General features: G+C 72.3%; 25 protein-coding genes, 2 tRNA genes and 1 pseudogene. 8 read left to right on the plus strand and 20 right to left on the minus strand.

What is annotated here, in order from left to right; genetic code table 11:
• Nucleotides 1-34: 34 nt before the first annotated feature.
• The 3 genes from purL to purS are packed head-to-tail and all read right to left on the minus strand — an operon-like array spanning nucleotide 35 to nucleotide 3,215.
• Nucleotides 35-2,290: a phosphoribosylformylglycinamidine synthase subunit PurL gene (gene purL / locus ACEZDG_RS12645; RefSeq protein ID WP_380507199.1), complete on the minus strand. Its 2,256-nt coding sequence runs from the start codon at nucleotides 2,288-2,290 to the stop codon at nucleotides 35-37.
• On the minus strand, nucleotides 2,290-2,967 hold the full coding sequence (gene purQ / locus ACEZDG_RS12650; RefSeq protein ID WP_380507202.1) for a phosphoribosylformylglycinamidine synthase subunit PurQ: 678 nt from the start codon (nucleotides 2,965-2,967) through the stop codon (nucleotides 2,290-2,292). The genes purL and purQ overlap by 1 nt, the downstream gene beginning before the upstream one ends.
• Entirely contained in the window at nucleotides 2,964-3,215 is a 252-nt protein-coding gene (gene purS, locus ACEZDG_RS12655) for a phosphoribosylformylglycinamidine synthase subunit PurS (protein ID WP_380507205.1), read from the minus strand. The genes purQ and purS overlap by 4 nt, the downstream gene beginning before the upstream one ends.
• A gap of 421 nt (nucleotides 3,216-3,636) precedes the next feature.
• Here purS and ACEZDG_RS12660 point away from each other — a divergent pair, with 421 nt between their 5' ends.
• The 3 genes from ACEZDG_RS12660 to ACEZDG_RS12670 all read left to right on the plus strand — a co-directional run bounded on the left by ACEZDG_RS12660 (nucleotide 3,637) and on the right by ACEZDG_RS12670 (nucleotide 4,349).
• Nucleotides 3,637-3,954 (plus strand): histone-like nucleoid-structuring protein Lsr2, encoded by a 318-nt coding sequence (locus ACEZDG_RS12660; protein WP_380507208.1) that lies wholly within the window; start codon nucleotides 3,637-3,639, stop codon nucleotides 3,952-3,954.
• Between the two features lie 165 nt (nucleotides 3,955-4,119).
• Nucleotides 4,120-4,191 (plus strand) — tRNA-Gly (locus ACEZDG_RS12665).
• Nucleotides 4,192-4,274: 83 nt separating this feature from the next.
• Nucleotides 4,275-4,349, plus strand: a tRNA-Gly gene (locus ACEZDG_RS12670).
• Nucleotides 4,350-4,456: 107 nt separating this feature from the next.
• Here the strand turns inward: ACEZDG_RS12670 and ACEZDG_RS12675 are convergent.
• From ACEZDG_RS12675 to purD, 4 genes are all read right to left on the minus strand, one after another.
• Nucleotides 4,457-5,356 (minus strand): phosphoribosylaminoimidazolesuccinocarboxamide synthase, encoded by a 900-nt coding sequence (locus ACEZDG_RS12675; RefSeq protein WP_380507211.1) that lies wholly within the window; start codon nucleotides 5,354-5,356, stop codon nucleotides 4,457-4,459.
• Nucleotides 5,357-5,433: 77 nt separating this feature from the next.
• Nucleotides 5,434-6,957, minus strand: a complete 1,524-nt coding sequence (locus tag ACEZDG_RS12680; protein ID WP_380507213.1) for a N,N-dimethylformamidase beta subunit family domain-containing protein — start codon at nucleotides 6,955-6,957, stop codon at nucleotides 5,434-5,436.
• Between the two features lie 159 nt (nucleotides 6,958-7,116).
• The gene (locus tag ACEZDG_RS12685; RefSeq protein ID WP_380507216.1) at nucleotides 7,117-8,712 is read right to left on the minus strand and encodes a hypothetical protein; all 1,596 of its coding nucleotides are present in this window, start codon (nucleotides 8,710-8,712) and stop codon (nucleotides 7,117-7,119) included.
• Nucleotides 8,713-9,053: 341 nt separating this feature from the next.
• Complete coding sequence (gene purD, locus ACEZDG_RS12690; protein WP_380507219.1) at nucleotides 9,054-10,295, minus strand: phosphoribosylamine--glycine ligase; 1,242 nt, start codon at nucleotides 10,293-10,295, stop codon at nucleotides 9,054-9,056.
• Nucleotides 10,296-10,590: 295 nt separating this feature from the next.
• Here purD and ACEZDG_RS12695 point away from each other — a divergent pair, with 295 nt between their 5' ends.
• Nucleotides 10,591-11,379, plus strand: a complete 789-nt coding sequence (locus ACEZDG_RS12695; RefSeq protein ID WP_380507222.1) for an SLATT domain-containing protein — start codon at nucleotides 10,591-10,593, stop codon at nucleotides 11,377-11,379.
• 63 nt (nucleotides 11,380-11,442) lie between these two features.
• Here the strand turns inward: ACEZDG_RS12695 and ACEZDG_RS12700 are convergent, their stop codons facing one another.
• From ACEZDG_RS12700 to ACEZDG_RS12725, 6 genes are all read right to left on the minus strand, one after another.
• Nucleotides 11,443-12,090 carry a hypothetical protein gene (locus ACEZDG_RS12700; RefSeq protein ID WP_380507224.1) on the minus strand — a complete coding sequence of 216 codons (648 nt, stop codon included), beginning with the start codon at nucleotides 12,088-12,090 and terminating at the stop codon, nucleotides 11,443-11,445.
• A 71-nt stretch (nucleotides 12,091-12,161) separates the two neighbouring features.
• Nucleotides 12,162-12,941: a GntR family transcriptional regulator gene (locus tag ACEZDG_RS12705; RefSeq protein WP_380507227.1), complete on the minus strand. Its 780-nt coding sequence runs from the start codon at nucleotides 12,939-12,941 to the stop codon at nucleotides 12,162-12,164.
• Nucleotides 12,942-13,077: 136 nt separating this feature from the next.
• Nucleotides 13,078-14,433 carry an aspartate aminotransferase family protein gene (locus ACEZDG_RS12710; protein WP_380507230.1) on the minus strand — a complete coding sequence of 452 codons (1,356 nt, stop codon included), beginning with the start codon at nucleotides 14,431-14,433 and terminating at the stop codon, nucleotides 13,078-13,080.
• Between the two features lie 67 nt (nucleotides 14,434-14,500).
• Entirely contained in the window at nucleotides 14,501-14,959 is a 459-nt protein-coding gene (locus ACEZDG_RS12715) for a GNAT family N-acetyltransferase (protein ID WP_380507233.1), read from the minus strand.
• 4 nt (nucleotides 14,960-14,963) lie between these two features.
• Nucleotides 14,964-15,563, minus strand: coding sequence for a GNAT family N-acetyltransferase (locus tag ACEZDG_RS12720; protein ID WP_380507236.1), 600 nt, complete (start codon nucleotides 15,561-15,563; stop codon nucleotides 14,964-14,966).
• Between the two features lie 129 nt (nucleotides 15,564-15,692).
• Nucleotides 15,693-16,979, minus strand: coding sequence for an adenylosuccinate synthase (locus ACEZDG_RS12725; protein ID WP_380507239.1), 1,287 nt, complete (start codon nucleotides 16,977-16,979; stop codon nucleotides 15,693-15,695).
• Nucleotides 16,980-17,111: 132 nt separating this feature from the next.
• Here ACEZDG_RS12725 and ACEZDG_RS12730 point away from each other — a divergent pair, with 132 nt between their 5' ends.
• Complete coding sequence (locus tag ACEZDG_RS12730; protein ID WP_380507242.1) at nucleotides 17,112-18,146, plus strand: diacylglycerol kinase family protein; 1,035 nt, start codon at nucleotides 17,112-17,114, stop codon at nucleotides 18,144-18,146.
• Between the two features lie 181 nt (nucleotides 18,147-18,327).
• On the opposite strand, the gene ACEZDG_RS12735 is transcribed toward ACEZDG_RS12730, so the two are convergent.
• From ACEZDG_RS12735 to ACEZDG_RS12745, 3 genes and pseudogenes are all read right to left on the minus strand, one after another.
• Nucleotides 18,328-18,795 (minus strand): QcrA and Rieske domain-containing protein, encoded by a 468-nt coding sequence (locus ACEZDG_RS12735; protein WP_380508514.1) that lies wholly within the window; start codon nucleotides 18,793-18,795, stop codon nucleotides 18,328-18,330.
• Nucleotides 18,796-18,855: 60 nt separating this feature from the next.
• Nucleotides 18,856-19,338, minus strand: a pseudogene (locus ACEZDG_RS12740) (DoxX family protein); the annotation flags it as partial.
• Nucleotides 19,339-19,357: 19 nt separating this feature from the next.
• Nucleotides 19,358-20,473: a hypothetical protein gene (locus ACEZDG_RS12745; protein WP_380507245.1), complete on the minus strand. Its 1,116-nt coding sequence runs from the start codon at nucleotides 20,471-20,473 to the stop codon at nucleotides 19,358-19,360.
• Between the two features lie 93 nt (nucleotides 20,474-20,566).
• Here ACEZDG_RS12745 and ACEZDG_RS12750 point away from each other — a divergent pair, with 93 nt between their 5' ends.
• The gene (locus ACEZDG_RS12750) at nucleotides 20,567-20,986 is read left to right on the plus strand and encodes a DUF3151 domain-containing protein (RefSeq protein ID WP_380507248.1); all 420 of its coding nucleotides are present in this window, start codon (nucleotides 20,567-20,569) and stop codon (nucleotides 20,984-20,986) included.
• A 96-nt stretch (nucleotides 20,987-21,082) separates the two neighbouring features.
• Here ACEZDG_RS12750 and fbaA read toward each other — a convergent pair whose 3' ends face one another.
• Nucleotides 21,083-22,105, minus strand: coding sequence for a class II fructose-bisphosphate aldolase (gene fbaA / locus ACEZDG_RS12755; protein WP_380507251.1), 1,023 nt, complete (start codon nucleotides 22,103-22,105; stop codon nucleotides 21,083-21,085).
• A gap of 251 nt (nucleotides 22,106-22,356) precedes the next feature.
• Here fbaA and ACEZDG_RS12760 point away from each other — a divergent pair, with 251 nt between their 5' ends.
• Together ACEZDG_RS12760 and ACEZDG_RS12765 are read left to right on the plus strand one after the other, a co-directional pair.
• A complete protein-coding gene (locus tag ACEZDG_RS12760) occupies nucleotides 22,357-23,406 on the plus strand; it encodes a hypothetical protein (RefSeq protein ID WP_380507254.1) in 1,050 nt (349 codons plus the stop codon).
• A 22-nt stretch (nucleotides 23,407-23,428) separates the two neighbouring features.
• Nucleotides 23,429-24,193, plus strand: coding sequence for a DedA family protein (locus ACEZDG_RS12765; protein WP_380507256.1), 765 nt, complete (start codon nucleotides 23,429-23,431; stop codon nucleotides 24,191-24,193).
• 46 nt (nucleotides 24,194-24,239) lie between these two features.
• Here ACEZDG_RS12765 and pyrE read toward each other — a convergent pair whose 3' ends face one another.
• The 3 genes from pyrE to ACEZDG_RS12780 all read right to left on the minus strand — a co-directional run bounded on the left by pyrE (nucleotide 24,240) and on the right by ACEZDG_RS12780 (nucleotide 26,751).
• Entirely contained in the window at nucleotides 24,240-24,776 is a 537-nt protein-coding gene (gene pyrE / locus ACEZDG_RS12770; RefSeq protein ID WP_380507258.1) for an orotate phosphoribosyltransferase, read from the minus strand.
• A gap of 33 nt (nucleotides 24,777-24,809) precedes the next feature.
• A complete protein-coding gene (locus ACEZDG_RS12775; protein ID WP_380508517.1) occupies nucleotides 24,810-25,691 on the minus strand; it encodes an aldose epimerase family protein in 882 nt (293 codons plus the stop codon).
• 88 nt (nucleotides 25,692-25,779) lie between these two features.
• Nucleotides 25,780-26,751, minus strand: coding sequence for a hypothetical protein (locus tag ACEZDG_RS12780; RefSeq protein ID WP_380507261.1), 972 nt, complete (start codon nucleotides 26,749-26,751; stop codon nucleotides 25,780-25,782).
• Nucleotides 26,752-26,782: the final 31 nt, after the last annotated feature.

The raw sequence follows: 26,782 nt of genomic DNA on the forward strand, positions 1-26,782 counted from the left end.
TTCGGGGGCAGCGGTACCGCGGGATGACGTTCCGTCAGGCGAGCAGGGCCTCGATGACCCCGGTGTGGGCCTCGCGGAGCTCGTCGAGCGACAGCGTGAACTGGCCCTGGACCTCCAGCACGTCGCCGTCCACCACGCCGATCCGGGTGGCGGGCAGGCCGCGCACGCCGCACATCTCGGTGAAGCGGAGCTCCTCGCTGCGCGGCACGGCCACGACGGCGCGTCCGGCCGACTCCGAGAACAGGAACACGAACGGGTCGAGGTCGGCCGGGACCACGATCCGGGCGCCCCTGCCGCCGCGCAGGCAGCTCTCGGTCAGCGCCTGGACCAGGCCGCCGTCGGAGAGGTCGTGCGCCGCGTCGACCATGCCGTCGCGGGAGCCGGAGATCAGGATCTCGGCGAGCAGCCGCTCCCGCTCCAGGTCCAGCTTGGGCGGCAGGCCGCCGAGGTGGTCGTGCGCGACCTGGGTCCAGGCCGAGCCGCCCAGCTCGTCGGCGGTGTCGCCGAGCAGGTAGACCAGCTGGCCCTCCTCCTCGAAGGCGATCGGGGTCCGCCGGTTGACGTCGTCGATCACGCCGAGCACCGCGACCACCGGGGTCGGGTGGATGGCGACCTCGCCGGTCTGGTTGTAGAGCGAGACATTGCCGCCGGTCACCGGGGTGCCCAGGACCAGGCAGGCGTCGGCCAGGCCGCGGGTGGCCTCGGCGAACTGCCACATCACGTCCGGGTCCTCGGGGGAGCCGAAGTTGAGGCAGTCGGAGACCGCCAGCGGCTTGGCGCCGGTCGCGGCGACATTGCGGTACGCCTCGGCCAGGGCCAGCTGCGCGCCGGTGTACGGGTCGAGCTTGGCGAACCGGCCGTTGCCGTCGGTGGCGAGGGCGACGCCGAGGTTGGTCTCCTCGTCGATCCGGATCATGCCCGAGTCCTCCGGGGTGGAGAGAACCGTGTTGCCGAGCACGAAGCGGTCGTACTGCGAGGTGATCCAGGACTTGTCGGCCTGGTTCGGCGAGCCGACCAGCTGCAGCACGGCCGCGCGCAGCTCGTCGCCGCTCGCGGGCCGCTTCAGCCGCTCCGCGGTGGGGGCGTCGGCCTGCAGCGCGTCCTGCCAGGACGGGCGGGCGTAGGGGCGGTGGTAGGTCGGGCCGTCGTGGGCGACGCTGCGCGGGGGCACGTCCACGATCTGCTCGCCGTGCCAGAAGATCTCCAGCCGCTCGCCCTCGGTGACCTCACCGATGACGGTGGCGATCACGTCCCACTTCTCGCAGATCTCCAGGAAGCGCTCGACCTTGCCGGGCTCGACGATCGCGCACATGCGCTCCTGCGACTCGCTCATGAGGATCTCCTCGGGCGAGAGCGTCGCGTCGCGCAGCGGGACGGTGTCCAGCTCCACCCGCATGCCGCCGGAGCCGGCCGAGGCCAGCTCGCTGGTGGCGCAGGAGAGGCCGGCGCCGCCGAGGTCCTGGATGCCCAGGACCAGCTTCTCCTTGAAGATCTCCAGGGTGCACTCGATCAGCAGCTTCTCCTGGAACGGGTCGCCGACCTGCACCGCGGGGCGCTTGGTCGGACCGCCGTCGGCGAAGGTCTCGGACGCCAGCACCGAGACGCCGCCGATGCCGTCGCCGCCGGTGCGGGCCCCGTAGAGGATGACCTTGTTGCCGGCCCCGGACGCCTGCGCGAGGTGGATGTCCTCGTGCTTCATCACGCCCACGCAGAGCGCGTTGACCAGCGGGTTGCCCTGGTAGCAGGGGTCGAAGACGACCTCGCCGCCGATGTTGGGCAGGCCCAGGCAGTTGCCGTAGCTGCCGATGCCGGAGACGATCCCGGGCAGCACCCGCCGGGTGTCCGCGTGGTCCGGGGCGCCGAAGCGCAGCGGGTCCATGACCGCGACCGGACGGGCGCCCATGGCCAGGATGTCGCGGACGATGCCGCCGATCCCGGTGGCCGCGCCCTGGTGCGGCTCGATGTAGGACGGGTGGTTGTGCGACTCGATCTTGAAGGTGACCGCGTAGCCCTGGCCGACGTCGACCACACCCGCGTTCTCGCCGATGCCGACCAGCATGGCGTCCGTATCGGGCTTCTTCTCGCCGAACTGCTTGAGGTGGACCTTGCTCGACTTGTAGGAGCAGTGCTCCGACCACATCACCGAGTACATGGCCAGCTCGGCCCCGGTGGGGCGGCGGTCCAGGATCTCGCGGATCCGGGTGTACTCGTCGGCCTTGAGGCCCAGCTCGACCCAGGGCTGCTGGGCGTCGGGGGTCTGTGCGGCGTTCTTGACGGTGTCCAGGGTCATCAGATGCCCACCAGCTGCTTCAGGATCGAGGTGAAGAAACCGAGCCCCTCGGTGCCGGGGCCGGTCAGCGGCTCGACCGCGTGCTCGGGGTGCGGCATCAGGCCGACGACGTTCCCCGCGGCGTTGCTGATGCCCGCGATGTCGCGGTAGGAGCCGTTGGGGTTGACGTCCAGGTAGCGGGCGACCACGCGGCCCTCCGCCTCCAGGGCGTCCAGGGTGCGCTCGTCGGCGACGAAGCGGCCCTCGCCGTTCTTCAGCGGAACGGTGATCTCCTGGCCCTGCTCGTAGGAGCTGGTCCAGACGGTGCCCGCGTTCTCGATCCGGAGCTTCTGCTCGCGGCAGACGAAGTGCAGGCTGTCGTTGCGGGTCAGCGCGCCGGGCAGCAGGTGCGACTCGCAGAGCACCTGGAAGCCGTTGCAGATGCCGAGGACCGGGAAGCCGGCCTTCGCCTGCTCGATGATCGTGTCCATCACCGGCGAGAAGCGCGAGATGGCGCCGCAGCGCAGGTAGTCGCCGTAGGAGAAGCCGCCGGGCAGCACCACCGCGTCGACCTGGTGCAGATCCTTGTCGCGGTGCCACAGGGCGACCGGCTCGGCGCCGGCCAGGCGCACGGCGCGCTGGGCGTCGCGGTCGTCCAGGGAGCCGGGGAAAGTGACAACGCCGATGCGTGCGGTCACTTCTCCTCCTCCACGTACACGGTGAAGTCCTCGATCACGGTGTTGGCGAGGAAGGTCTCGGCGGCTTCGCGGATGCGGGCGAGGGCGGCGTCGTCGACGGGCCCCTCCAGCTCCAGCTCGAAGCGCTTGCCCTGGCGGACGTCCGCGATCCCGGCGAAGCCGAGGCGCGGCAGCGCACGCTGCACCGCCTGGCCCTGGGGGTCGAGGATCTCCGGCTTGAGCATGACGTCGACAACGACGCGTGCCACGGGTACTCCCGGTGAAGTGTGGTGCGGGGGGAGCCCCCACTCTACTGGGGGAACGGCGGGCCCTTGGATGATCCGCCGGTGCGACGCGCGTAGAACGGGGGTGACGTGCGGAGGTTCACACAACGGGCTACTGCGGAGTACGGCTGTAAATCATGTCGGAAATTGCCCCATTCTCCGCATTATGCAGGTTTCCCTCAGGTGTCGACGAGGTCTCGAACCGACACGGAATAGCAGACAGAAAAACTTGCCTCTTCGATTTTGGGGCACTTTAGGGGCAGAATGGCGGGCACGGGTCGCGGCTACGGCTAGCATCCGGAAGACAAGCGGCGTCCGCAGTCTCGTGGACGTCCAAAATGTACCTGCGACCTGCGGGTTTCAGCTGCTGCTACGGCCTCGGCGAAATCCGAGAGGATTGGCTTCCATGGCTCAGCGCGTAGTGGTAACTCTCTCTGACGACATCGACGGCGGAGCAGCCGAGGAAACGGTTCACTTCGCTGTGGACGGGAAGTCGTACGAGATCGACCTGTCTGCCCGAAACGCGGGAAAGCTGCGCGATGCGCTCGCCCCGTATGTGGCGGCCGGTCGCAAGCAGAGCCGTGGCGGCAAGGCGCTGCGCCGGACCGAGATCGCGCCGGACCCGGCGACGGTCCGCGCCTGGGCGCAGTCCCGCGGGATCGACCTGCCCGCGCGGGGCCGGCTGCCCAAGCACGTGTACGAGGCGTTCGCCGAGGCGAGCTGACGCCGCGTCGGCTGACGCTGCGTCGCTTTACAAAAGGGACTTTCGGGGGCATTGCTCTCAAATCACCCACCCTCGTGGATCAGCCCCGATCCATGGGCTAGTGTTCTCTTCAGCGGAGCACGCCGGAGACGGAAGCCGAAAGGCCCAGGTCAACGGGGTGGGCTCGCAGGTGTAGCTCAGTAGTAGAGCGCTCCCCTTCCAGGGGAGAGGCACAGTGTGCAATCCCTGTCACCTGCTCGACTCGTACCAGCCGAAAACCTGGCGCTGGCCAGGTTGCGGATCAGGTAGAGTGGTTCACGCCGGAAGACGGCGAACGCCATGCGGATGTGGCTCAGTGGTAGAGCATCACCTTGCCAAGGTGAGGGTCGCGGGTTCGAATCCCGTCATCCGCTCCATCCCTCAGGGGCGAACTCGAAAGAGTTCGCCCCTGAGGTGTTTTCAGACAGTTGTCCGCGGCCCCGGCCCCGCCGCTGTCCCCCGCGGCGGGGCCGGTCGGCCGGGATCAGACCCAGTTCTGTCCGGTGAGGCGCTCGTACGCCTCGACGTACTTGGCGCGGCTCTGGGCGATGATCTCCTCGGGCAGGGCCGGCGGCGGCTCCTCCGAGCGGGGGTTCCAGCCGGAGGCGGGCGAGGCCAGCCAGTCGCGGATGAACTGCTTGTCGAAGGAGCGCTGGGCCCGGCCCGGCTCCCACTCGTCGGCCGGCCAGAAGCGGGACGAGTCCGGCGTCAGCACCTCGTCGCCGATGACCAGCTCACCGCCGGCCAGGCCGAACTCGAACTTGGTGTCGGCCAGGATGATCCCCCGGTCCCTGGCGATGTCGCGGGCCCGCCCGTACACGGCCAGGGTGGTCTGCCGCAGCTGGGTCGCGGTCTCGGCGCCGATCCGGCGGGCGATCTCCTCGTAGGGGACGTTCTCGTCGTGGTCGCCGACCTCGGCCTTGAGCGCCGGGGTGAAGATCGGGGCGGGCAGCTCGGAGCCGTCGACCAGGCCCTCCGGCAGGGCGATGCCGCAGACCGTCCGGAACCGGTCGTACTCCACCAGGCCCGAGCCGGTGAGGTAGCCGCGGGCCACGCACTCGACCGGGAGCATCTCCAGGCTGCGGCAGACCAGGGTGCGGCCGGCCCAGCCCTCCGGGGCCCCGGCCGGCACCTCGGTCGAGAGGACGTGGTTCGGGACCAGGTCGGCCAGCTTGTCGAACCACCAGAGCGACAGCTGGGTGAGGATCCGGCCCTTGTCCGGGATCTCGGTGGGCAGCACCCAGTCGAAGGCGGACGTGCGGTCGCTGGCGACCATGACCAGCTCACCGGCCTCGTTCCGGTACAGGTCACGCACCTTGCCGGTGTGCAGATGGACCAGACCGGGCACCTGGACCGGCTGGGGCTTCTCGACGAATCCGCTCACGACATGTCCCTCGGTGGAAGTTCTCGGGTGGGGGTGGCCGACCCGAGTCTTTCACAGAGGATTCGAGGGCCTCCGGCTCAGTGCACCTTGCAGATACGGTCCAGCAGGTTGGCGGTGGCCCGCTGGACCCGCTCGTCGGTGTGCCCGGGACGGTCCAGCGCGGGCGACCAGGCGAAGGTGCCGCTGGCGAAGACGTAACCGCCGCCGGGGGCCCGGTAGAGCGAGGTCTCCTGGTGCTGCAGCGCGCCCTTGGCGTCCCGGTAGGGGGAGTGCGCCAGCAGCGTGCGCTCGGTGTGCACCGGCAGCGCCACCCGGGGGAAGTAGCGGTCGGACTCCCCCGCGACCAGGCCGGGGACCCGGTCGCCGTCCCGCAGTCCGGTGCCCTCCCAGAGCCAGTGGTCGGTGTTGTGGACCACCATCGGGACCGGCTCGGGGACCCGGCCCGCGTACTGGATGCCCATCAGGTGCTGTTCGGGGCGGCCCAGGTCGCGCCAGAGCACCGACCCGGAGCCGCCGCTGCCGCCCGCCGGGTGCTGGCGCTTGCGGCAGGTCAGCAGCCGGTCCGGCTCCCCGGTGATCCCCGGGTCCAGCTCCACCTGCCAGTACATGGTGTTGGCGCTGAGGAAGACCAGCGAGGTGCCGCTGTCCCTGGCGGCCTCGACCGCGTCCCGCATCGGGGCGGACCAGTACTCGTCGTGGCCGGGGAAGACCAGGCCGCGGTAGCACTGCGGGTCGATCCGACCGGTGTGCAGGTCGGTGGCGTTGGCGTAGGCCAGGTCGTAGCCGTAGCGCTCGGCCCAGCGGATGAAGTCGTAGGCGTGGCCGATGTGCAGCGGCAGCCCGGCCCCGGCGTACGGGCGGTCGAAGGAGACCGTGGTCGCGGCCTCCTCCTCGCCCAGCAGCTCGCCCTTCTCGTTCCAGGCATGGTAGAGGCTGGCGCCGGTCCTGCCGTCCTCCGGGTAGAGGTTGTACGCCTGCCAGGTCACGTCGGGGAGCAGCAGCAGCAGGTCGGCCGCCTTGTTGGCCCTGACCGTGAACGGGATGTGGCCGCGGTGCCGGTGGTCAGCGGTGGTGAGCACCGCGACATAGGCGCCGGGGCTCCAGTGCGCCGGGATCTGCAGCCGCCAGGACATCCACCAGTGGTGGCAGGAGACGGTCCGGCCGGCCACCAGCGGGGCCGGCTGGATCAGCCCGGAGACCCGGGGGCTCGCGGCGACGTGGCAGGCGCCGGCGCCGCCGTAGTGGCCGATCCGGTAGACGTCGACGGTGAACTCCTGGGCGGTGCCGACGCTGACCCTCAGGTCCAGCGCGCCGCCCAGGTCGACCGCCGCCGCGGCGAAGCCCTTGATCTGGCTGCCGACGTCGTCGGAGGTGCGCGGGCCGCCCAGGGCAGGGCGCTGGTCGGCCTCGGGCGCGGTCCTGGCCCGGGGCAGCTGGCCCTGGGTCTGGCCGAGGTCGACGTACCAGGGGACCATCAGGCCGGTGTCGTCGAAGTACCGGTCCGTCCCGCGGAGCCAGGGCAGCGGGCCCTGGCCGAACGGGTCGGTGACGCCGTGGGCGAGCGCTCCCGACTCCCAGCGGCGGATCTGCTCCGCGCTCACGCTCCGCTCCCCCTGACTGCATGCCCTGTGCGATGCCCTGTGCTCCTGCGGCGGTGGTTCATGGGCGCTGCGGCGCCCGCCCGGTGACGGAACGTCACTTTACGCGTCCGCCCGCTCACCACGTGTGCACTCATCGTACGTGCTGACGAGCTGTCAACGTCAGGGCAGGCGCACGGGCTTCTCCACCCGGATGCCGATCTCGTCCAGCCAGGCGCGCAGCGGGCGGTCGTCGCCGTGCTCCACGGCGAGGGCGACCGGGGCGGCCAGATCGGTCCGCCGCACCCCGCCGACCAGCAGCACCGGGCCGTCGAGCCAGTCCAGCCCTGGCTCGGCCGCGCCGCTGTCCACGGCGGCGCAGCAGACCAGCGCGGTGAGGTGCTCGCCGAGCAGGTCGCGTCCGGTGCGCGGGGGCTGCAGCTGGAACTCCGGCTGCGGCGGCGGGGCGGCCCGCAGCCGACGGCTCGTCAGCGCGCCGGCCAGCTCCTCTGCGGCGCCGTCGTGGAGCCGGTGCAGCAGCCGGTCGATGGCGCGGTCGGTGCCGTCCGGTTCCAGCAGGCCGACCAGTTCGGCAGACTGCGCCCGCCAGATCCGCTCGACCACGGCGACCGGGTAGTCGGCCCAGTCGACCGGGGCCCACCGGGCGGTGGCCGCGCCGCCGTCGGCCCCGCCGTCGCCGTGGAACAGCCGGGCGGCCAGCAGCGAGACGGCCTCGTCGATCCGGCCGGGCTCCTCCAGCAGGTCGCAGGCGGGGCGTTCGCCGAGCCGGGTCTCGAAGCCCTCGGCGAGGCGGTCGCGGCGGGAGAGCTCGGTCAGCGCGGCCACCACGCCGGCGTCCAGGCGTCCGGGCCAGCGGCCGATCCGCCAGGCCGGGAGGGCGACCCGGGTCAGCAGCCGGTCCCAGCCCGCGTAGGCCAGGCCGACCTGCTCCTGGGCGGCGATCCGCAGCCCGTAGTCGACCTGCCTGGCCTGCTCGGAGGCCCAGCTGGCGACGGCGCGCTCCATCTCGGCGGCATGGGCCCGGCAGCGGTGCAGCAGCAGCCCGGACACCCGGCCCAGCAGGGCCGCCGCCGGGCGCAGCCAGGCGGAGCGGTCGGCCAGGTCGGCGGCGAGGCCCAGGGTGGCGTCCAGCGCCCGTACGAAGCGGCGGGCCGCCGCTATGTCCGGGTCGGCGGAGCAGGCGGTGCCGGCCACCACCGGGGCCAGCAGGGCCCGCAGCTCGGCGACCCGCATCCACCACATGAACGGGGAGCCGATGACCAGGGTCGGCGCGGGCGGTGCGGCGGTCTCCCGGCCCAGCGCGTCCGAGTGCGGCCGGGCCGCGGACGAGGGCGCGGCCTCGCACGGGGCGCCGGGCAGGGGGTCCTCCAGCCAGCTGTCGCAGTCCGGGGTGAGCGCCACCCGGGCCGGGGCCGGTACGTCCATCCGCTCCGCGAGGTCACGGACCAGGCGGTACAGCTCGGGCGCCTCGGTCTCGGCGATCTGCACCGCGGGGACCTGCGGCAGGGCCACCCGGCGCAGCACGACCGCGAAGGCCAGGGCCGAGAGCAGGACCAGCAGGGCTATCGCGCCGACCACCCACCGCGCGACGTCCCACCCGGCGGCGTCCGGAGCCCCGGCCGCGCCGAGCCGTCCGGTGACCCCGCCCGCGATCAGCACCGCGGCGGCGGCCGTCGGCAGCGCGGCGACCGCGAGGGCCGCGCCGCGGACGCGCAGCACCGCCTGGGCGCGGTCGCGTGCTGCTTCGACTCCGGCCATTGTTCGGTCACCCCCAACCACCGACTCGACTGACTCCACTGGAGCCGGGTCCGCCTGTCCACTGTGACGACGAGCGACCCGGCCGTGGTGTTCCAGGAACGGTCCGGAACCACTCGGATAAGTGATTCCCACTGACCGCAGCCTCCCCCCTCGGCGCGGGGGCGGCACCCCCAGGGAGCACCCGAGTCGCTTCGGTCCTGCGCACCATACGGCCCGATGCGGCCGGACGTCAGCCGGATGAGATTCCCTTCACCCGAACGGTTGGGTCCTTGCGCCTCTTGCCTCCGACGGGGTCATCGGTAGGCCATGGGCGGGGGTTGGGCCTGGCGGGTGGCGGGTCCTCAGAGCTTGGCGGCGATGTCGCCGCGGTGGTGCGAGCCCTTCAGCCCGATCCGGGCGGTGGCGGCGTAGGCGCGCTCGCGGGCCTGCGGGATGTCCTTACCGGTGGCGGTGACCGAGAGCACCCTGCCGCCGGCGCTGAGCACCGTCCCGTCCGCGTCGGCCCTGGTGCCGGCGTGCAGGACGTAGGCGGTGCCGTCCTCGGCCTCCGCCTCGGCCAGGCCGGTGACCGGGTCGCCGCCGCGCGGGGACTCCGGGTAGCCCTCGGCGGCGATCACCACGGTCACCGCCGCGCCCTCGCGCCAGCGCAGGCCGGGGAAGTCGGCGAGGCAGCCGGTGGCCGCGGCGTACAGGAAGCCGTTCAGCGGGGTCTTCAGCCGGGCCAGCACGACCTGGGTCTCCGGGTCGCCGAAGCGGGCGTTGAACTCGATCACCCGGACCCCGCGGGCAGTGATCGCCAGGCCCGCGTAGAGCAGCCCGGAGAAGGGGGTGCCGCGGCGGCGCAGCTCGTCCACGGTGGGCTGGAGCACGGTCTCCAGGACCTCGTCCACCAGCTTGGGGTCGGCCCAGGGCAGCGGGGAGTACGCGCCCATGCCGCCGGTGTTGGGGCCCTCGTCGCCGTCGTAGGCGCGCTTGAAGTCCTGGGCGGGCTGCAGCGGGACCACGGTGACGCCGTCGGTGACGGCGAAGAGGGAGACCTCGGGGCCGTCCAGGTACTCCTCGATGACCACCCGGTCGCAGGAGGCGGCGTGGTCCAGCGCGACCTGGAGGTCGGCGGTGACCACCACGCCCTTGCCCGCGGCCAGGCCGTCGTCCTTGACCACGTAGGGGGCGCCGAAGGCGTCCAGCGCCTCGGCGGCCTCGGCCACGTCGGTGCACAGGTAGGAGCGCGCGGTGGGCACGCCGGCGGCGGCCATCACGTCCTTGGCGAAGGCCTTGGAGCCCTCCAGCCGCGCGGCCTCGCCGCTCGGGCCGAACACCGGGATGCCCCGGCCGCGGACGGCGTCGGACACCCCCGCCACCAGCGGGGCCTCCGGGCCGACGATGACGAACTCCGCCCCGAGGGCGACCGCGAGGTCGGCCACGGCGGTGCCGTCCAGCGGGTCGACCGGGTGGGTCCGGGCGATCTGGGCGATCCCGGCGTTGCCGGGGGCGCAGAAGAGCTCGGTGACGTCGGGGTCGAGCGAGAGCGCGCGGCACAGGGCGTGTTCGCGGGCGCCGCCGCCGATTACAAGGACCTTCACAGGAGTGAGCTTAGTGCCTGGCGGAGCGGCGGCTTCCGAGAGCCCCGGGACACCCGGGTCAGGTACGCTCCTGCGGGCCACCCACCCGTAAGGGTGAGAAGGGGCCGCCCGGAGCAGGGGTGCCTGTCAGCGGTTTCGTTGACGATTTCAGGCCCTAATCCGAGCGGAACGACCCCATGCTCAGCCATTTGGCGGTAAGAAGTGGCTTGGAACCAGGAGGGCTGAGGGCAGTGCTGTGTCAGTGGCACCTGGGACGATCGGGTCCGATGGGCCGGAAGGACAGGGAGTTCCCACGGTGAGCCAGCCTGAAATGCAGCCCGAAGAGAGTCCGTGGGGCGCGGACTCCGGTATCGACGAGCAGGTCGGCGCCGCCCCGGCGCAGCCGCAGAAGGTGGCGACCGGCAATGGACGCGACCTCAGTATCCGCCAGTTCCCGCTGGGTGACTGGGGCGAGCCCGCCGAGCGCCTCGAGGAGCTCTACCGCTGGTCCGAGGAGCGCGCGGTCGAGGCCATCGACTGGTACGCCCGCGACCGCCGCTGGAAACGCTTCGGCGCCCGCACCCTGCGCTACCTGGCCGCGCTGTTCGGCGTGGCCGGCGCGGTGCTGCCGCTGATCGACCTCACCCATGTCTGGCACGGCGCTGCGGCCTGGGGCTACGTCCTGCTGCTGCTGGCCGGCGCCTGCCTGGGCGCGGACCGGGGCTTCGGCCTGACCAGCGGCTGGATGCGCGACGTCAGCACCGGGCAGGCGCTGCAGCGCCGTCTTGAGGCCTTCCAGTTCGACTGGGCCTCGGAGTGCGTGCGCGAGGTGCTCGGCCCGACCGAGGGCACCGCGAGCGAGGCGGCCGAGCGCTGCCTCGGCGTGCTGCGCCGGTTCTGCGAGGACGTCTCGGACATGGTCAGGACCGAGACCTCGGAGTGGATGCTGGAGTTCCGGGCCCAGATGTCCCAGCTGCCGACGCAGACCCCGGGCGCCTGGGGCGGCCGGGCCGAGGGCTCGGGCGCGCAGGTACGGGTGCTGCCGCCGCTGGGCGGACGTCCGACCATGCCGCGGCAGCGCCCGCCGGAGGGCCCGCTGCGCTAGCCGTACCGACAGCAGGGGGGCCGCCGACGGCGGCCCCCCTTTCTGTGCTCGGTCGGGCCCGGCTCAGGCGAAGACGACCATGGAGCCCTGGCCGAGGGCGCGGATCGCGGCGGCGTGCAGGCCGGTCCAGGCGTGGCGTTCGCGGGAGAACGGGCCGTCGTTGCCGGCCGGCGGGTGGGCCGGCCCTTCCAGCGTGGTCGGGGCGACCGGGCGGACCGGGACCGGCGGCGACTGGTGGTCGATGCCGATCCAGGGGGCCACCGCCTCCAGCTCGCGCAGCAGCCCGTGCAGCGATCCCAGCGGGCCGCCGCTCGCCAGCAGCGCGTCGTCCACGATCGGCCGTTCGAACTCGATCGGGACATAGGCCCCGGCGTGGTCGAAGTGCCAGACCAGGTGGGACTGCTCGGCGGTCTCCTCGAACATCTCCAGCAGCTGCTCGTAGTCGCCGCCCAGCCCGTCGACCGGGGTCACCGGGAGGTTGGTGAGCTGCAGCAGGTAGGCGCGGCGGAGGTAGTGCAGCGACTCGTAGTCGAACGCGGCGATCGGCTCGACGTCGCCGCTCAGCCCCGGCATGTACCGGAACACCGGCACCGGAGGCAGGTCGTGGGCGGCGAGCGAGGCGTTGTAGATCGCCAGGTCCTCGGCGAAGGGGTTCTCCGGACTGTGCACGAGCACGTCGACGAGCGGGACCAGCCAGATGTCACAGGCCACGGGCACTCCTGGGTGCGGCTGCACCGGTTAGGGGCATGGTCCCCACACGATATCGCCCGGCGCCACGGCCGTCAGGAGGTCTCGCAGGGGGCCGCGCGCTGGGCCGGCACGGCGGGCAGGTCCTCGTAGCCGGCCAGACAGTCCTCGGCGCTCTCGCCGCAGAGCTCGGCCATGTGCCGCAGCGACTCCCGGCTGTGGTCGACCAGCATCCGGTGCACCGCCGAGCGGTCCCGGGCGACCAGCCGCTCGGTCAGCTCCACATGCCCGGACCAGCAGTGCGCGGCCAGGTCGGCCCGGCCGCGCAGATGGGGGGCGGAGAAGATCCAGTACTGCACCCGGAGCCAGTCCAGGTAGCCGGTGAGCTTGCGGTTGCCGACGAGTTCGGCCAGCTCGGCCCAGAACCGGCGGTCGCAGCCGACCAGCACGTCCAGCTGCCCCGCGCGGGCGGCCCGCACGGCCGCGTCGGCCCGGCGCTGGAGCGAGGGGATCCGCTCCCGGTCGATGACCGCGAGGCGGCTGCCGAGACGCCGGAACATCCCGTCCGCGACCAGGGTCCTGGCCTCGACGATGTCGACGAAGTCGGCCCAGGCCAGCTTGGGCACGGTGAAGCCGCGGTTGTGCTCCATCCACAGCAGGTCCTGGGCGGCGAGGTCGACCAGCGCCTCCCGGACCGGGGTCGCGGAGACCCCGTACAGCTCGGCGATCTCCTTGACCGTGAAGTGGGTGCCGGCGGGGAGGCGCCCGGCCATCATCTCGTCCCGCAGCGCCCCGGCGACCTGCTCGCGCAGGCTGCTGCGCTTGAGCGCCGCGCGGGCGGCGAAGGGAGGCGTGAGGGCACTGGGTGGCGGCACTGCGCTTCCTTCCCGTGATGACGGCGTGGCCGGTGACGGCCTATGGCCCGAGGCCCAAGAGTAAGGCCCCGCATCCACGGGGAGCCGTGAATTACGGGGCCGGTAGCACTCTGGGTGAGCTGGGAGGGGGTTTGCGTCACACCGTGTGCGCGTCGGCGAGGGCCAGCACCTCGTCCAGGATCGCCAGGCCCTCCTTGACCTCGGCCCCGCTGCTGTTGCACGGCGGCACCACATGCAGCCGGTTCATGTTGACGAAGGGCCACAGACCCCGCCGCTTGCAGGCCGCGGCCAGCTCGGCCATCGGCGCGGCGGCCGGGCCGGCCGCGTTGTACGGGGTCAGCGGCTCACGGGTGGCGCGGTCCTTGACCAGCTCCAGCGCCCAGAACACGCCCAGGCCGCGGACCTCGCCGATGGACGGGTGACGGTCCGCCAGTTCCCGCAGGCCGGGGCCGATCACGGTCTCGCCGAGGTGCCTGGCGTGCTCGACGATGCCCTCCTCGGCCATGGCGTTGATGGTCGCCACGGCGGAGGCGCAGGCCAGCGGGTGGCCCGAGTAGGTGAGCCCGCCGGGGAACGGCCGCTCGGCGAAGGTCTCGGCGATCGCCCCGCTGATGGCCACCCCGCCCAGCGGGACGTAACCGGAGTTGACGCCCTTGGCGAAGGTCAGCAGGTCCGGGACGACCTCCCAGTGGTCGGCGGCGAACCAGGCGCCGGTACGGCCGAATCCGGCCATGACCTCGTCCAGGATGAGGACGATGCCGAAGCGGTCGCAGATCTCGCGGACCCCGGCCAGGTAGCCGGCCGGCGGGATCAGGATGCCGGCCGTGCCGACCACGGTCTCCAGGATGATCGCGGCCACCGTCTGCGGGCCCTCGAAGGCGATGGTCGCCTCCAGGTGCGCCAGCGCCCGCTCGCACTCCTGCGCCTCGTTCTCGGCGTGGAACTGGGAGCGGTAGGCGTACGGGCCCCAGAAGTGCACGATGCCGGACACGCCGGTCTCGTTGGCCCAGCGGCGCGGGTCGCCGGTCAGCGCGATCGCGTTGGCGGTGGCGCCGTGGTACGAGCGGTAGGTCGACATGACCTTCTGTCGACCCGTGTGCAGCCGGGCCATCCGGATGGCGTTCTCGTTTGCCTCGGCGCCGCCGTTGGTGAAGAAGATCTTGTCCAGGTCACCGGGGGTGCGCTCGGCGATCAGCCGGGCCGCCTCGCTGCGCACGTCCACCGCGAAGGCCGGGGCGAAGGTGCAGAGCTTGCCGGCCTGCTCCTGGATCGCCGCGACCACCTTGGGGTGCTGGTGGCCGATATTGGTGTTCACCAGCTGCGAGGAGAAGTCGAGGAAGCGGTTGCCCTCGTAGTCCCAGAAGTACGAGCCCTCCGCGCCGGCGACGGCGAGGGGGTCGATCAGGGCCTGCGCGGACCACGAGTGGAAGACGTGGGCACGGTCGGCGGCCTTGACGGCCTGCCCCGCTGCGGAGTCGACAGAGATGCTCATGGCCGAAGCCTACGGAGCGGTTTCCGCCGTCGGCAGCGACAGCCTGTTCGCTGATGGGGCGGGAGGGCTACAGAGTGTCGGCCGCCATCGCGTAGGTCAGGAAGACCGTCTTCTCGGCGTGGCGGTCGTAGACCGACCGGGCCCGGTAGTTGTTCTCCGCCGTGTTCCAGCGGACCGTCCCCCAGCCCTCCTCGGCGGCGATCCGCGCCAGCGCGGCGAGCAGCGCGTCCGCGCCGCCGCCGCCCCGGCGGGCCGGATCCACGAACAGGTCGTCGAGGAAGCCGGCGGTGCCGCGCAGCGGCGAGTCGTAGGCCCGGTAGTGGGCCAGGCCGAACGGCGGGCCGTCCGGCGCGTCCCGGACCACCAGGCAGTGGGTCCCCCGGGCCGGGTCCTGGATCCAGGACCACACCCGGTCGTAGTCGGCCCCGGTCAGCGGGACGGAGTAGAAGGCGGCGTAGCCCTCGAACAGCTCGCGCCAGCGCGGGCGGTCCTCCGGGCGGACCTGGTCGACGGTCAGATCCGACACGGTGTCAGCCCTTCGCGAGACGGTCGGTGAGCCGGGCCTTGGCCTCGGGCCACTCGGCCGCGAGCATCGAGAAGTACACACTGTCGCGCCAGGAGCCGTCCGGGCGCAGCCGGTGCCGGCGCAGCACGCCCTCGCGCTGCGCGCCCAGCCGGGCGATGGCGTTCTGCGAGCGGGTGTTCAGGTGGTCGGTCTTCCACTGCACCCGGCCCATGCCGAGGTCCTCGAAGGCGTGCGTCAGCAGCAGCAGCTTCGCCTCGCTGTTCGCCGCCGTGCGCCAGACGGCGCGGCCGTACCAGGTCCAGCCGATCTCCAGCCGCTCGTCGACCGGGGCGATGTCCAGGTACGTGGTCCAGCCGACCGCCCTGCCGGAGGCCAGGTCGACCACGGCGAAGGCGATCTGCTCGGCCGGACCGGCGGCGAGCAGGCCGTCCACCACGGCGCGCAGCTCGGCCTCGGTGCGCGGGGTGCTGACGGGCAGCCAGCGCCACACCTCCTCGTCCCCGCCGCCGGCGGCGAAGAGGCCGGGGACGTGCAGCGGGGTGAGCGGCTCCAGGCGGATGTGACGGCCCTGGAGGACGGTGGGCGCGGGAGTCTTTGCAGGCATGGCTCCGACTCTAGGGAAGCTTTGAACTAAGCGCAATTGTATTCTGCATTAGTACAATTAAGCGCCGGGGCAGGCAAACGGCCCCACCGCGGTGTGCGCGGTGGGGCCGTCGGCGGAACGCCGTCGCTGCTACGACAGGAACGAGCGGATCTGGATGGTCTCGGTGCGGCCGGGGCCGACCCCGATCGCGGAGATCGGCGCGCCGGACATCTCCTCCAGCGCCTTGACGTACGCCTGGGCGTTCTTCGGCAGGTCCTCGAAGGTCTGCGCCTTGGTGATGTCCTCGGACCAGCCCGGCAGGTTCTCGTAGATCGGCTTCGCGTGGTGGAAGTCGGTCTGCGAGTACGGGAGGTCCTCCACCCGCTTGCCGTCGATCTCGTACGCCACGCAGACCGGGATCTGCTCCCAGCCGGTGAGCACGTCCAGCTTGGTGAGGAAGAAGTCGGTCAGGCCGTTGACCCGGGTCGCGTAGCGGGCGATCGGGGCGTCGAACCAGCCGCAGCGGCGGTCGCGGCCCGTGGTGACCCCCCGCTCGCCGCCGATCCGGCGCAGCGCGTCGCCGTCCTCGTCCAGCAGCTCGGTCGGGAACGGGCCCGAGCCGACCCGGGTGGTGTAGGCCTTGAGGATGCCGATCACCCGGTCGATCTTCGTCGGGCCGATGCCGGAGCCGGTGCAGGCGCCGCCGGCGGTCGGGTTGGACGAGGTGACGAAGGGGTACGTGCCGTGGTCCACGTCCAGCAGGGTGCCCTGGCCGCCCTCCATCAGCACGACCTTGTTCTGCTCCAGCGCCTTGTTCAGCACCAGGACGGTGTCCGCCACGTAGGGGCGCAGCTTCTCGGCGTAGCCGAGGTACTCCTCGACCACCAGCTCGACCGGGACCGCGCGGCGGTTGTAGAGCTTGACCAGGATCTGGTTCTTGTCGTGCAGGGCCGCTTCGACCTTCTGCAGCAGGATGCTCTCGTCGAACAGGTCCTGGACCCGGATGCCGACCCGGTTGATCTTGTCGGCATAGGTCGGGCCGATGCCGCGACCGGTGGTGCCGATCTTGCGCTTGCCCAGGAACCGCTCGGAGACCTTGTCCAGGGTCCGGTGGTACGGGGTGATCAGATGCGCGTTTCCGGAGACCAGGAGCTTGGAGGTGTCCACGCCGCGGTCCTGCAGGCCCACCAGTTCGGAGAACAGGACGCCGGGGTCGATGACCACGCCGTTGCCGATCACCGGTGTGCATGTCGGGCTGAGAATGCCCGAGGGAAGCAGGTGCAGTGCGTACTTCTGATCGCCTACCACCACCGTGTGACCGGCATTGTTGCCGCCTTGGAAGCGGACTACGTAGTCGACCGAGCCACCGAGGAGGTCGGTGGCCTTCCCCTTGCCCTCGTCGCCCCACTGAGCGCCGACCAGCACGAGTGCGGGCACAGGCGTACACCCCTTTCGGGCGGGGCACAACAGACGGCGGAAGGCCGCCGTTCTGGCCCCGGATAGACCAAGCCCCTGGCGCAACAGCGCAAGGGGCTCTTACACCGAGAGATTACCCGAGGAAGGAGCGCGGTGTCGGCTGCGCGATCGGCGGGAGAGCCCGTCCTGGTGGTGGTCTCCCCCGCGGCCCTGGCCCTGGACGGGGAATCGGTGAGGGTGGCCAGGGACGTCCTCGGGGCCGCCTTCGAGGTGAAGCTGGTGGTCCCGCGCAGCCTCGATGAACTGGAGCGAACGCTTTCGCGAAGGGGCGGAAGACGACTGGTTCTGATCGGTGACGACCATGCCCTGCATCAGGTGGTGCAGCTGTTGCATGAGCAGTCGGGACTGTCCTCGGGACCGGTCGGGATCATCCCGGTCGGAAAGGGAGAAAAAGTAGTCCTGGCCAGGTCACTGGGGGCGGCCGGACGTCCGGTGGACGCGGCCAGGGCGGTCGTCAGCGGCTGTGTGCGCAGCCTGGGGCTGCTGGTGGACGAGAGCGGCGGGGTGGTTCTCGGCGGGCTCCGGATCCCCGGCAGGGGCGGACCGGGACAGGGCCTCGGAGCAGCGGCGGAGCCCGGCCGCGGCGGCGCGCCGGGAGCCCGGCCGACCGCCGGAACGGGACGTTCCGGCGTGCCGCCGCAGCTCCGCGGCCCGGCCGCGGAGCGTTCGCTCAGGGCGAACAAAGCTGCGGCCGGGCGAGGCGTCCCGCTGCCCTCCGCCTGCCGGGAATGGGGCACCCAGCTGGGCCGCGCCGCCCGTACCGTCGCCGCACAGCTGCTGCCGGCCCGCAGCGGCCCGGGACAGGCCCTGCTGGTCGAGGCGGACGGACGGCTGCTGGCCGACCTGGAGCACCCGATCCAGCTGGTCGCCGCCTGGAACGCGGGCACCAGGGGCGGCGCCGGCGGCTGCGCTGCGGACGGGGACAGCGGGCTGATGGAGATCCTGGTCAGCGCGGCCTCGCTGTCGGGCGGCCCGCAACGGCTGCGGGCCCGGCGGATCACCGTCACCGGCGGCCCGTCCACCAGCTTCACCTACGAGGCCGACGACAGCCCCGGCGGCCCGGTCCAGCAGCGCACCTGGACGGTCGAGCCCGCCGCCTGGGGGCTGACCGTGCCCCCGGCGGCGTAGGGGGTGCCTGACGGGTCTCCGCGGCGTCGCGGCGCCCGGCACGCACGCTCGCCGCGTTGCCGAAACGCCCTGGTAGCTCCGCTACAAGGGCGCTCCGGCGCCTTGCGATCGCACGCACCGGACACCGCTCCTTCACCCACGGAGACCCGTCAGACACCCCCAGGGGTGGCTCTGGCGCGGGCTACTCCGCCAGACGCAGCTGGTCGCCGGAGCGGGTGACGCCGATCCGGGCCAGCGCCCTGGTGGCGGGGCCCTGCAGGACGGCGCCGGTGGCCGCGTCGAAGCAGGAGTTGTGGCAGGGGCAGACGAACTTTCCGTCCTTGGGCGGCTTCACCGTGCAGCCGGAGTGGGTGCAGACGCCGGAGAAGGCGGCGTACGTCCCGGCCTCGGGCTGGACCACGTACACCGGGTCGCCGCTGCCGGGCGCGGTGGTGCGGACCCCGCCGCCGACCGGGACCGAGGCGGCCGGGACGCTCGGCCCGGCGGCACCGGCGGCGCCGCCGCCGGGGACGGCGGCCTTGACCGGGACGGCGTCGGAGCCCGGAGCGGCGGCCGGGGCGGCCTCGGCGCGGGACCGGGCCACGGCCGTGCCGGCGAGCAGGCCGGTGCCGGCCACCGCCAGCGCGGCGATGGCGCTGTCCACCAGCACCTGGCGGCGGCCACTGCCGCCGCCACCGCCGCCGTTGGTACCGGCCGGGGCCGCGACTGCCCGGCGGGAGATCAGCGCGTCCAGCGAGAAGGCGGGCGTCCCGGCCAGCACCAGCGGCAGCCAGGCCATCAGATAGACCAGGTCGTTGCCCAGGTAGTACGGGTGCACCCCCCAGCTGACACCGAGGAACAGCGAGAGGCTGATCAGCGCCCCGCCGACCGCGGCGATCCGTCCCCACAGCCCGACCAGGACGCCGAGCCCGACCGCCAGTTCGCCGAAGGCCATCACCAGGCCGGTCGGCGTGGGCGCCCGCACCGCGAGGTCGAGCAGCGCGCCGATCGGGCTCTGCCGAGCGGCGGCGTGCGCCTGGGCGGCGAAGGAGCCGGGGTCGGCCAGGCCGCCCAGGTAGTGCGGGTCGGCGAGCTTGTCCAACCCGGCGTAGACGAAGGTGACGCCGAGGAACAGCCGCAGCGGCAGCAGGGCGTGGCGGACGGCCGGTGTGCTGGCCTCGGCGTACAACGGGTACTCACTTTCCTTTCGAATGACGGTGGGTGACGGTGCATCAGTCCGCAGAACTGCTGCCGCCGGTGGCGAGGGAGCAGATCTGCCGGGCGTCGCCGCTCAACTGCGGGCAGAGCTTCGAACCGGCCGACCCGTCGTGGTAGTTGACGTTCCAGTAGCTGACCATCCCGCTGACGCAGTCGGACAGCTGCCCGGACGAGCCCTTCTCGCACTGCGCCGCGGTCCAGGCCGGGCGGTCGATGTTGTACTTCATCAGCCGCGATCCGGTGCCCCGGGTGCAGTCCGCGCGGCCGGCCCTGCTCGGGGCCTTGAGGCACCAGGCCAGGGCCTGGACGAAGGCGCCGGGGTGGGCGGTGTAGTCGTGCGTCTGCAGGAAGTAGGAGGGCGCGTAGAAGTAGCAGGCGCTCTGGTAGCCGGTCGGCTGCTCGGGGCAGGGGTAGAGCGGCTCGGCCGCGAGCTTGTCCGCCGGGAGCTTCGCCAGGGCTTTGGGGTCGGTCTCGTCCGGCTCGAACAGCTGCATGAACACGCCTTCGGAGCAGGCCACCTCCTGGTAGACCTGCGGAAAGCGGTCGCACAGCTGCTCGGCGCCGCCGACGTCCAGGTTGCTGACGAACATCGCTCCGTGCCCGATGCCGTGGATGCAGGACGCGGTCTGCTCCGGCGCGCAGAGGGTGGTGACGGCCGTGGTCGGGTTGGGGCTCTCGGAGAGCTTCTCCTCCACCACCCCGTGCAGGAAGCCGGACCCGCAGACGTCATTGCGGTAGGAGACCGCCTTGGCGAAGTTCCCCTGGTACTTGGCCAGGGCGGCATGCCCGATCTCGTGCGCCACCGGGTGGCAGAAGCCGTCCACGTAGGGGGAGCTGCGGGTGATCCGCTCGAGGTCGGCGAGGGCGACGCCCGGGTCCTTGGTATCGGTCACGCCGACCAGGTAGTTGCGCAGGGTGCTCAGGGTCCAGGCGGCCGGGGTGCCGCTCGGCGAGGCACCCGGCGTGGGCGTGGGCTTCGGGGCGGGCGCGGAGGTGGTGCTGACCGGCGCGGCGTCCGACCCGTGCGCGACGGTCCCGGCCGCCGCCGGCGCCCACTCCGTGGTGGCGACGGCCCAGACCCCGGCCACATACAGGCAGAAGGCGATGAGCAGTGCCAATGGTCGGTACATCCGGGTCCCCCACTCCGAACAGGTATCTCACAGGCATGTGATCGGTACACGCTGGGTCGGGGCCGGACGGTTCCAGGTGGCAGACTGCAAGGCATGAGCATCCACAAGAACCTTCTCGGCGGCCCCGAGCCGACCCTGCTTCCGGAGGACGAGCAGCCCTACCGCATGCTCGCGGAGGAGTCCGCCTCCCCGGTCCAGGTCGCGGCGCAGTTCCCGACGTTCTCGCTGGCCTGGGCCATGCTCGCCGACGACGCCTTCGCCGCCGGACACGTCGTCGAGTCGTACGCCTACGCCCGCACCGGCTACCACCGCGGTCTCGACTCGCTGCGCCGGAGCGGCTGGAAGGGCCACGGCCCGGTGCCGTGGGAGCACCGCGCCAACCGCGGCTTCCTGCGCTGCCTGGCCGCGCTGGCCCGCGCCGCCGGGGCGATCGACGAGACCGAGGAGTCGGTCCGCTGCTGGGAGTTCCTCAAGGACAGCAGCCCCGAGGGTTACGCGGAGTTGAAGCAGTAGTAACAACACGTAACCACACATACACGACAAAAGGGCCCGAATGCGTGTGCGACGCGCATCGGGCCCTTTTTCGTGCGTCCTTCGTAGTGCGGGTGCCTACTTCAGGCGGGTACCGGCCGAGCGCAGGCTCTGCGCGGCCTCGGTGACCCGGGCGGCCATCCCGGCCTCGGCCAGCTTGCCCCAGGTGCGCGGGTCGTAGGTGCTCTTGGTGCCGACCTCGCCGTCGACCTTCAGCACACCGTCGTAGTTGCGGAAGACGTGGTCCACGATCGGGCGGGTGAAGGCGTACTGGGTGTCGGTGTCGAGGTTCATCTTCACGACGCCGTTCTCCAGCGCGGTGGCGATCTCCTCGGCCGAGGAGCCCGAGCCGCCGTGGAAGACGAAGTCGAACGGGTCGGTCTTGCCGTACTGCTTGCCGATCGCGTCCTGCAGCTCACGCAGCAGCTCCGGCTTCAGCACGACGTTGCCCGGCTTGTAGACGCCGTGGACGTTGCCGAAGGACGCGGCCAGCAGGTAGCGGCCCTTCTCGCCCAGGCCCAGCGCCTCGGCGGTGCGGACCACGTCGTTGACCGTGGTGTAGAGGTTGTCGTTGATCTCGTGCGAGACGCCGTCCTCCTCACCGCCGGTCGGGGTGATCTCGACCTCAAGGATGATCTTCGCGGCGGCGGCCTGGGCCAGCAGCTCCTGCGCGATCGCCAGGTTGTCGTTGAGGTTCTCGGCCGAGCCGTCCCACATGTGCGACTGGAACAGCGGGTTCTCGCCGCGGGCCACGCGCTCGGCGGAGATCGCCAGCAGCGGGCGGACGTAGCCGTCCAGCTTGTCCTTGGGGCAGTGGTCGGTGTGCAGCGCGACGGTGGTGTCGTACTTGGCCGCGACGATGTGCGCGAACTCGGCCAGGGCGACCGCGCCGGTCACCATGTCCTTGCTGTACTGGCCGCCCAGGAACTCCGCACCGCCGGTGGAGATCTGGATGATGCCGTCGCTCTCGGCCTCGGCGAAGCCGCGGAGGGCGGCGTGCAGGGTCTGGGTCGAGGTGACATTGATGGCCGGGTAGGCGAACTTGCCTGCCTTCGCCCGGTCCAGCATCTCGGCGTAGACCTCGGGAGTTGCGATAGCCACGGGTAATCCGCTCCTGTCGGTGATGCATCTTCGGAAACTGCGACCCCGACCAGGAGTCGGGCACCTGCGTCATTCTCCCATCCCACGCCCCCGGGTTCACCCCCGCGGGGGACACGCATGCCCTTCTGCACTCGTAGCGGCTCTGAATGGATTAAAAAGGATCATCAGGGTGAAAGCCTCCTCGACGGATGGGAAGCGTCACCCTTTGTCATGCTTTGCCGTGGTGATGAGATGAATGTCGGTGGCATGTGATGGCGGTACGTAGCGGAATGTTCGGCGCGGTGGTGGCGGCAGCCGCGGCGATGGTGCTGGCCTGCGCCGGGGCCGGGAGCGCGGCACCGCGGTCGGCGACGGTCGGTTCCGTGCAGGCCGGGCAGGACGCCTGCGGGGCGTACGCCTCCGAGCTGGTGGCCGCCACCAAGGCCGCCGAGCCGGGCCCGGCCCCGGCCGACCTCAGGGCCTTCGGGGCCTCGACGCAGTCCGTCGCGTACCACCAGCCGAAACAACTGCCGATCGGGCTGTGGTCCATGGCCTCGGTCACCCTCCGCGCGCCCGCGACCCACGGCACCGTCCGGCTCGCGCTGACCAGCAAGGGGTTCAGCACCGACTCCATGGAGATCCAGCGCTGGATCGCGGCCCAGCACCGCTGGGTCGACCTGACGGCCAGCAGCAGCGACGACTCCTTCCCCACCCGCGGGACCTTCAGCTTCTCCTTCGCCACCGCGGCCTCCCCCGGCCACCCGCAGACCGTCGCGCTGCGGATGCAGGACCTGGACCGGCCCGGCAGCCTCTCCGTCGCCGCCTCCTACGCCGACGGCCACGGCCACACCTACCGCGACCCGGCGGTCGGCGCAGCGGTCACCCGTCCGCGGAGCAGCCTCACCGGCTGGCCCGCGCACACCACGCTGGTCCGGGGCGGCGCGGCGCAGAGCTTCACCCTGACCGTGAAGAACACCACCGACCGCACCTACCCGGCGATCAGCACCCTCTTCTACGCCTACGGCATGGGCGGCAGCCAGGTGCTCACCCCGCGCGACCTGGTGCTGGAGCAGTACCAGGCCGGGCACGGCTGGACCGCGCTGCCGCTGGTCGCCAGCGGCTGCGACCCGGGCATGAGCGTGGTCCCGCGTCCGACCGCCGGGGTCCGGCTCGCCCCGGGGGCGTCCGCGACCGTGCGGCTGCGGCTGGCCGTGGCCGGCACCGCGCCGCGTGCGGTGACCCGGGCCGAGGCCGGGCTCGCGGTGCAGAGCGGGGACACCTCGCTGGCGTCGAGCAGCCTGCCCTTCAGGGTCGGCGGATAGACACGGGCGTTACTCTGCCCTGGTGACCACGACTCTCGCGTTGAACGTCTCGAACATGCTCGACGCCAAAGCCCTGATCTCCCAGGTCGGCACGATCGGTCTGCTGGCGATCATCTTCGCCGAGACCGGTCTGCTGATCGGGTTCTTCTTCCCCGGCGATTCGCTGCTGATCCTCGGCGGGGTGGCCGCGTCCAGCGCCGGGCTCAAGGTGATCGGCACTCAGATGCCGATCGGGGTGCTGCTGGTCGGCGCCCCGCTCTGCGCCATCGCGGGGGCGCAGCTCGGCCATCTGATCGGCGCCAAGGCCGGCCCGAAGCTGTTCAACCGGCCGAACTCACGGCTGTTCCGCAGGGAGCACGTGGACAAGGCCGAGCAGTACTTCGTGAAGTTCGGCCCGGCGAAGGCCGTGCTGATGGCCCGTTTCATCCCGGTGGTGCGGACCTTCCTCAACCCGGTCGCCGGGACGCTGGAGATGCCCGCGCGGTCGTTCTTCCTGTGGAACGTCGTCGGCGGGGTGCTCTGGACCGAGGTGATGCTGCTGATCGGCTACGAGTTCGGCGCGTCGCTGGCACCGGTGATCGACACCTATCTGATCCCGGCGATGGCGGTGATCGTGCTGCTGTCGGTGGCGCCGATCGTGGTCGAGATGCTGCGGGAGCGGCGCCGCAGGGCGGCCGGCGGCGGCCTGCCCGAGGGCTCCGGGCCGGACGGCGGGTCCGCGCCGCTGCGGGAGGACGCGGCCGTGGCGGCCGGCGGCACCGGCGGCGGGCGTCACCGCAAGCGCTGACGCCCGTGCCGGCTCAGGGACCTTGCTCAGGGGCCTTCCGGGCTGGTCAGAGCCCGAGGTCGGTCAGCTGGTAGGCGGCCAGGTAGGGCAGGCCCTGGGCCTCGACGGCCGGGGCCGCGCCGCGCTCCACGATCACCGCGACCGCGACCACCTCGCCGCCGGCCTCCCGTACCGCCTCGACCGCGGTCAGCGGCGAGCCGCCGGTGGTGGAGGTGTCCTCGACCACCAGCACCCGGCGGCCCTTGACCTCGGTGCCCTCGATCCGGCGCTGCATCCCGTGCGCCTTCTGCGCCTTGCGGACCACGAAGGCGTCCAGCCGCTGACCGCGCGCGGCGGAGGCGTGCAGCATCGAGGTCGCCACCGGGTCCGCGCCGAGGGTGAGCCCGCCCACCGCGTCGAACTCCAGATCGGCGGTCAGGTCCAGCATCACCTGGCCGACGAGCGGCGCGGCCTGCCCGTCCAGGGTGATCCGGCGGAGGTCGATGTAGTAGTCGGACTCCAGGCCCGAGGACAGGGTCACCTTGCCGTGGACCACGGCCTTGGTCTTGATCTGGTCGAGAAGCGCGTCGCGGTGGTTGCTCATGAGGCCCCAGCTTAGAGGGAGCCGCAGTCCCGCTCAGAGCGCCCGGTGCCAGGTCCAGGTGGTGCGGGCCTCCAGCGGGTCGATCATGGTGACCAGGCGGGGGGCGGTGTTGAGCCCGTTCGGCGGTCCGGTCTGCGGCTCGACGCAGATGGCGTCGGCCTGCTCGTCGAAGACCACCATCCAGTCGCAGTCGGCGGTGATCTCCAGGCTCAGCTCGCCCTCCCAGACCAGCGTGGCGGCGACGCCGTCCGGCAGGCCGAAGCAGTCGTCGCGCGGGCCGGGCACGGGGGCGATCCGGCGGCCGGTGGGGAGGTGGTCCGCGCCGCGCTCCTCCTGCCAGGCCGGGTCGAAGTCCAGCCGGGCCTGCGCCCCGCCGTCGCTGAGCCGCTTGCGGAACCAGGGGTGCCAGCCGACCTGGGCCGGGAAGGAGTCGGCGGCGGTCTCCACCGAAAGGGTGGTCCGCAGCGACTCCGCGGTCAGCTCGAACAGCTGGGTGACCCGGCCCCGGTACGGCCAGGGCTCGGCCAGGTCGTAGTAGAAGGCGGCGGACACCCTCCCGTCCTCGCTGGTCACCGGCCCGGCCGGGCGCCAGGCGGTGCGGACGCCGGTGCCGTGGATGGCGTGCGGCGGCATGTCGACGGGCAGCTGGTGCCGGACCTGGCCGTTGCTCCAGCGGCCGAGCTCCACCCGGCCGGCCCAGGGCACCATCGGGAACGACCCGTAGGCGAAGACGCCCTGGCCCTGCGCGGACGGCTGCTCCGCGGTACGGAGCAGCTCGGTGCCGCCGATCCGGAGGCTGCCGACCCGGCAGCCGTCGCCGGGGAGGACGGTCAGCTCGACGTCACCGGCCCCGAGGCGGACCGGTGCGCCACCCTCCGCGACCGGAGCCCCCTCGGCGGCCGGGGTGGGCGACATCGGGGCGGGGCGTGGCACGGGGGCCTCCAGGAGCGCGATCGGTCGGTACGGGGCGGAACGGTGGGTCGGGGTGGGTCGGGGTGCGGCGTCAGCCGCGTCTGCGCAGGCTGCGGGCCAGGAGGACGGCGCCGCCGAGCAGCACCGCGCCTCCGCCGACCACCCAGGGCAGCACGCTGTGCTCGGCCTCGGCGGTCGGCGGCTCGCCCATCCGGCGCTCCGGCGAGCCCCAGCGCGCCGCCGCCCGGGAACGGGCGCTCCGCGGCGGGAGGGTGGGGCCGTACCTGCCGCTGGGCGGGGCGTGGTCGACCTCCTCGGCGGAACGGCCGACGATGCTGCGGCGGTTGGCGGGAGCGTCCGGCCAGGGCTCGTTGAGGGCGGCGGCGGCGTTGAAGGAGGAGGCGGGCTCCTCCAGCATGAAGAGGCCGGCGTCCTCGGCGTCCCCGAGCTCGCTGAGGTCCGCCAGATCGGCGAGATCCGCCAGGTCGGAGAGATCGGTGAGGTCGGCGAGATCCGCCAGGTCGGTCCGGTCGCCGGCCTCGTCCGGGGCGTCGGCCGTGACCTCGGGGTCGGCCGTGACCTCGGGATCGACGGCCAGCGCGGCACAGAAACGATCCAGCAGCCGCCGGGCGGCGAGCAGCAGCGCCTGCGGCTGGATCTCCTCTATCCGCCCCTTGCCGCCGAGGTCGGTGCGGAACACCACGCGGGTACCGTGCGCGCCCTCGGGGACGGTGGTGACCCGCAGGGTTCCGGACACCTCGCCGTTGCCCACGGACTGCACCGCGCTGACGCCGAACACCGGGTCCCCGGGGTCCCCGAGGCCCGCGGGGCCCGCGCTCGCGGCGCCGCCCTCGTCCAGCACCCGCAGCTCACTGCGGTAGGTGATGGAGCTGCTGCCGACCCGGAGTTTCAGTCGGCCGACCAGCAGCGGAAGGTCGTGCCCGGCCTGGCCGCCCGGCTCCTGCGCGGTGAACCCCGGCAGGCAGCGGGCCAGCACGTCGGGACGGCGCAGCGACCGGCGGACGGTGTGCGGCGGCAGCGGGACCAGAACCTCATGCTCCATGTCTCGGAAGCGTACAGACCGCCCGGTGGGT

Source organism: Streptacidiphilus alkalitolerans (assembly GCF_042511045.1).
In the GTDB taxonomy this organism is placed as follows: Bacteria; Actinomycetota; Actinomycetes; order Streptomycetales; family Streptomycetaceae; genus Streptacidiphilus; species Streptacidiphilus alkalitolerans.

Coding starts and splice junctions, on each gene's coding strand:
- purL (WP_380507199.1), bottom strand. CDS start 2,290: ATGACCCTGGACACCGTCAAGAACGCCGCACAGACCCCCGACGCCCAG.
- ACEZDG_RS12660 (WP_380507208.1), top strand. CDS start 3,637: ATGGCTCAGCGCGTAGTGGTAACTCTCTCTGACGACATCGACGGCGGA.
- ACEZDG_RS12685 (WP_380507216.1), bottom strand. CDS start 8,712: ATGGCCGGAGTCGAAGCAGCACGCGACCGCGCCCAGGCGGTGCTGCGC.
- ACEZDG_RS12710 (WP_380507230.1), bottom strand. CDS start 14,433: ATGAGCATCTCTGTCGACTCCGCAGCGGGGCAGGCCGTCAAGGCCGCC.
- ACEZDG_RS12720 (WP_380507236.1), bottom strand. CDS start 15,563: ATGCCTGCAAAGACTCCCGCGCCCACCGTCCTCCAGGGCCGTCACATC.
- ACEZDG_RS12745 (WP_380507245.1), bottom strand. CDS start 20,473: ATGTACCGACCATTGGCACTGCTCATCGCCTTCTGCCTGTATGTGGCC.
- ACEZDG_RS12750 (WP_380507248.1), top strand. CDS start 20,567: ATGAGCATCCACAAGAACCTTCTCGGCGGCCCCGAGCCGACCCTGCTT.
- ACEZDG_RS12760 (WP_380507254.1), top strand. CDS start 22,357: ATGGCGGTACGTAGCGGAATGTTCGGCGCGGTGGTGGCGGCAGCCGCG.
- pyrE (WP_380507258.1), bottom strand. CDS start 24,776: ATGAGCAACCACCGCGACGCGCTTCTCGACCAGATCAAGACCAAGGCC.
- ACEZDG_RS12775 (WP_380508517.1), bottom strand. CDS start 25,691: ATGTCGCCCACCCCGGCCGCCGAGGGGGCTCCGGTCGCGGAGGGTGGC.
- ACEZDG_RS12780 (WP_380507261.1), bottom strand. CDS start 26,751: ATGGAGCATGAGGTTCTGGTCCCGCTGCCGCCGCACACCGTCCGCCGG.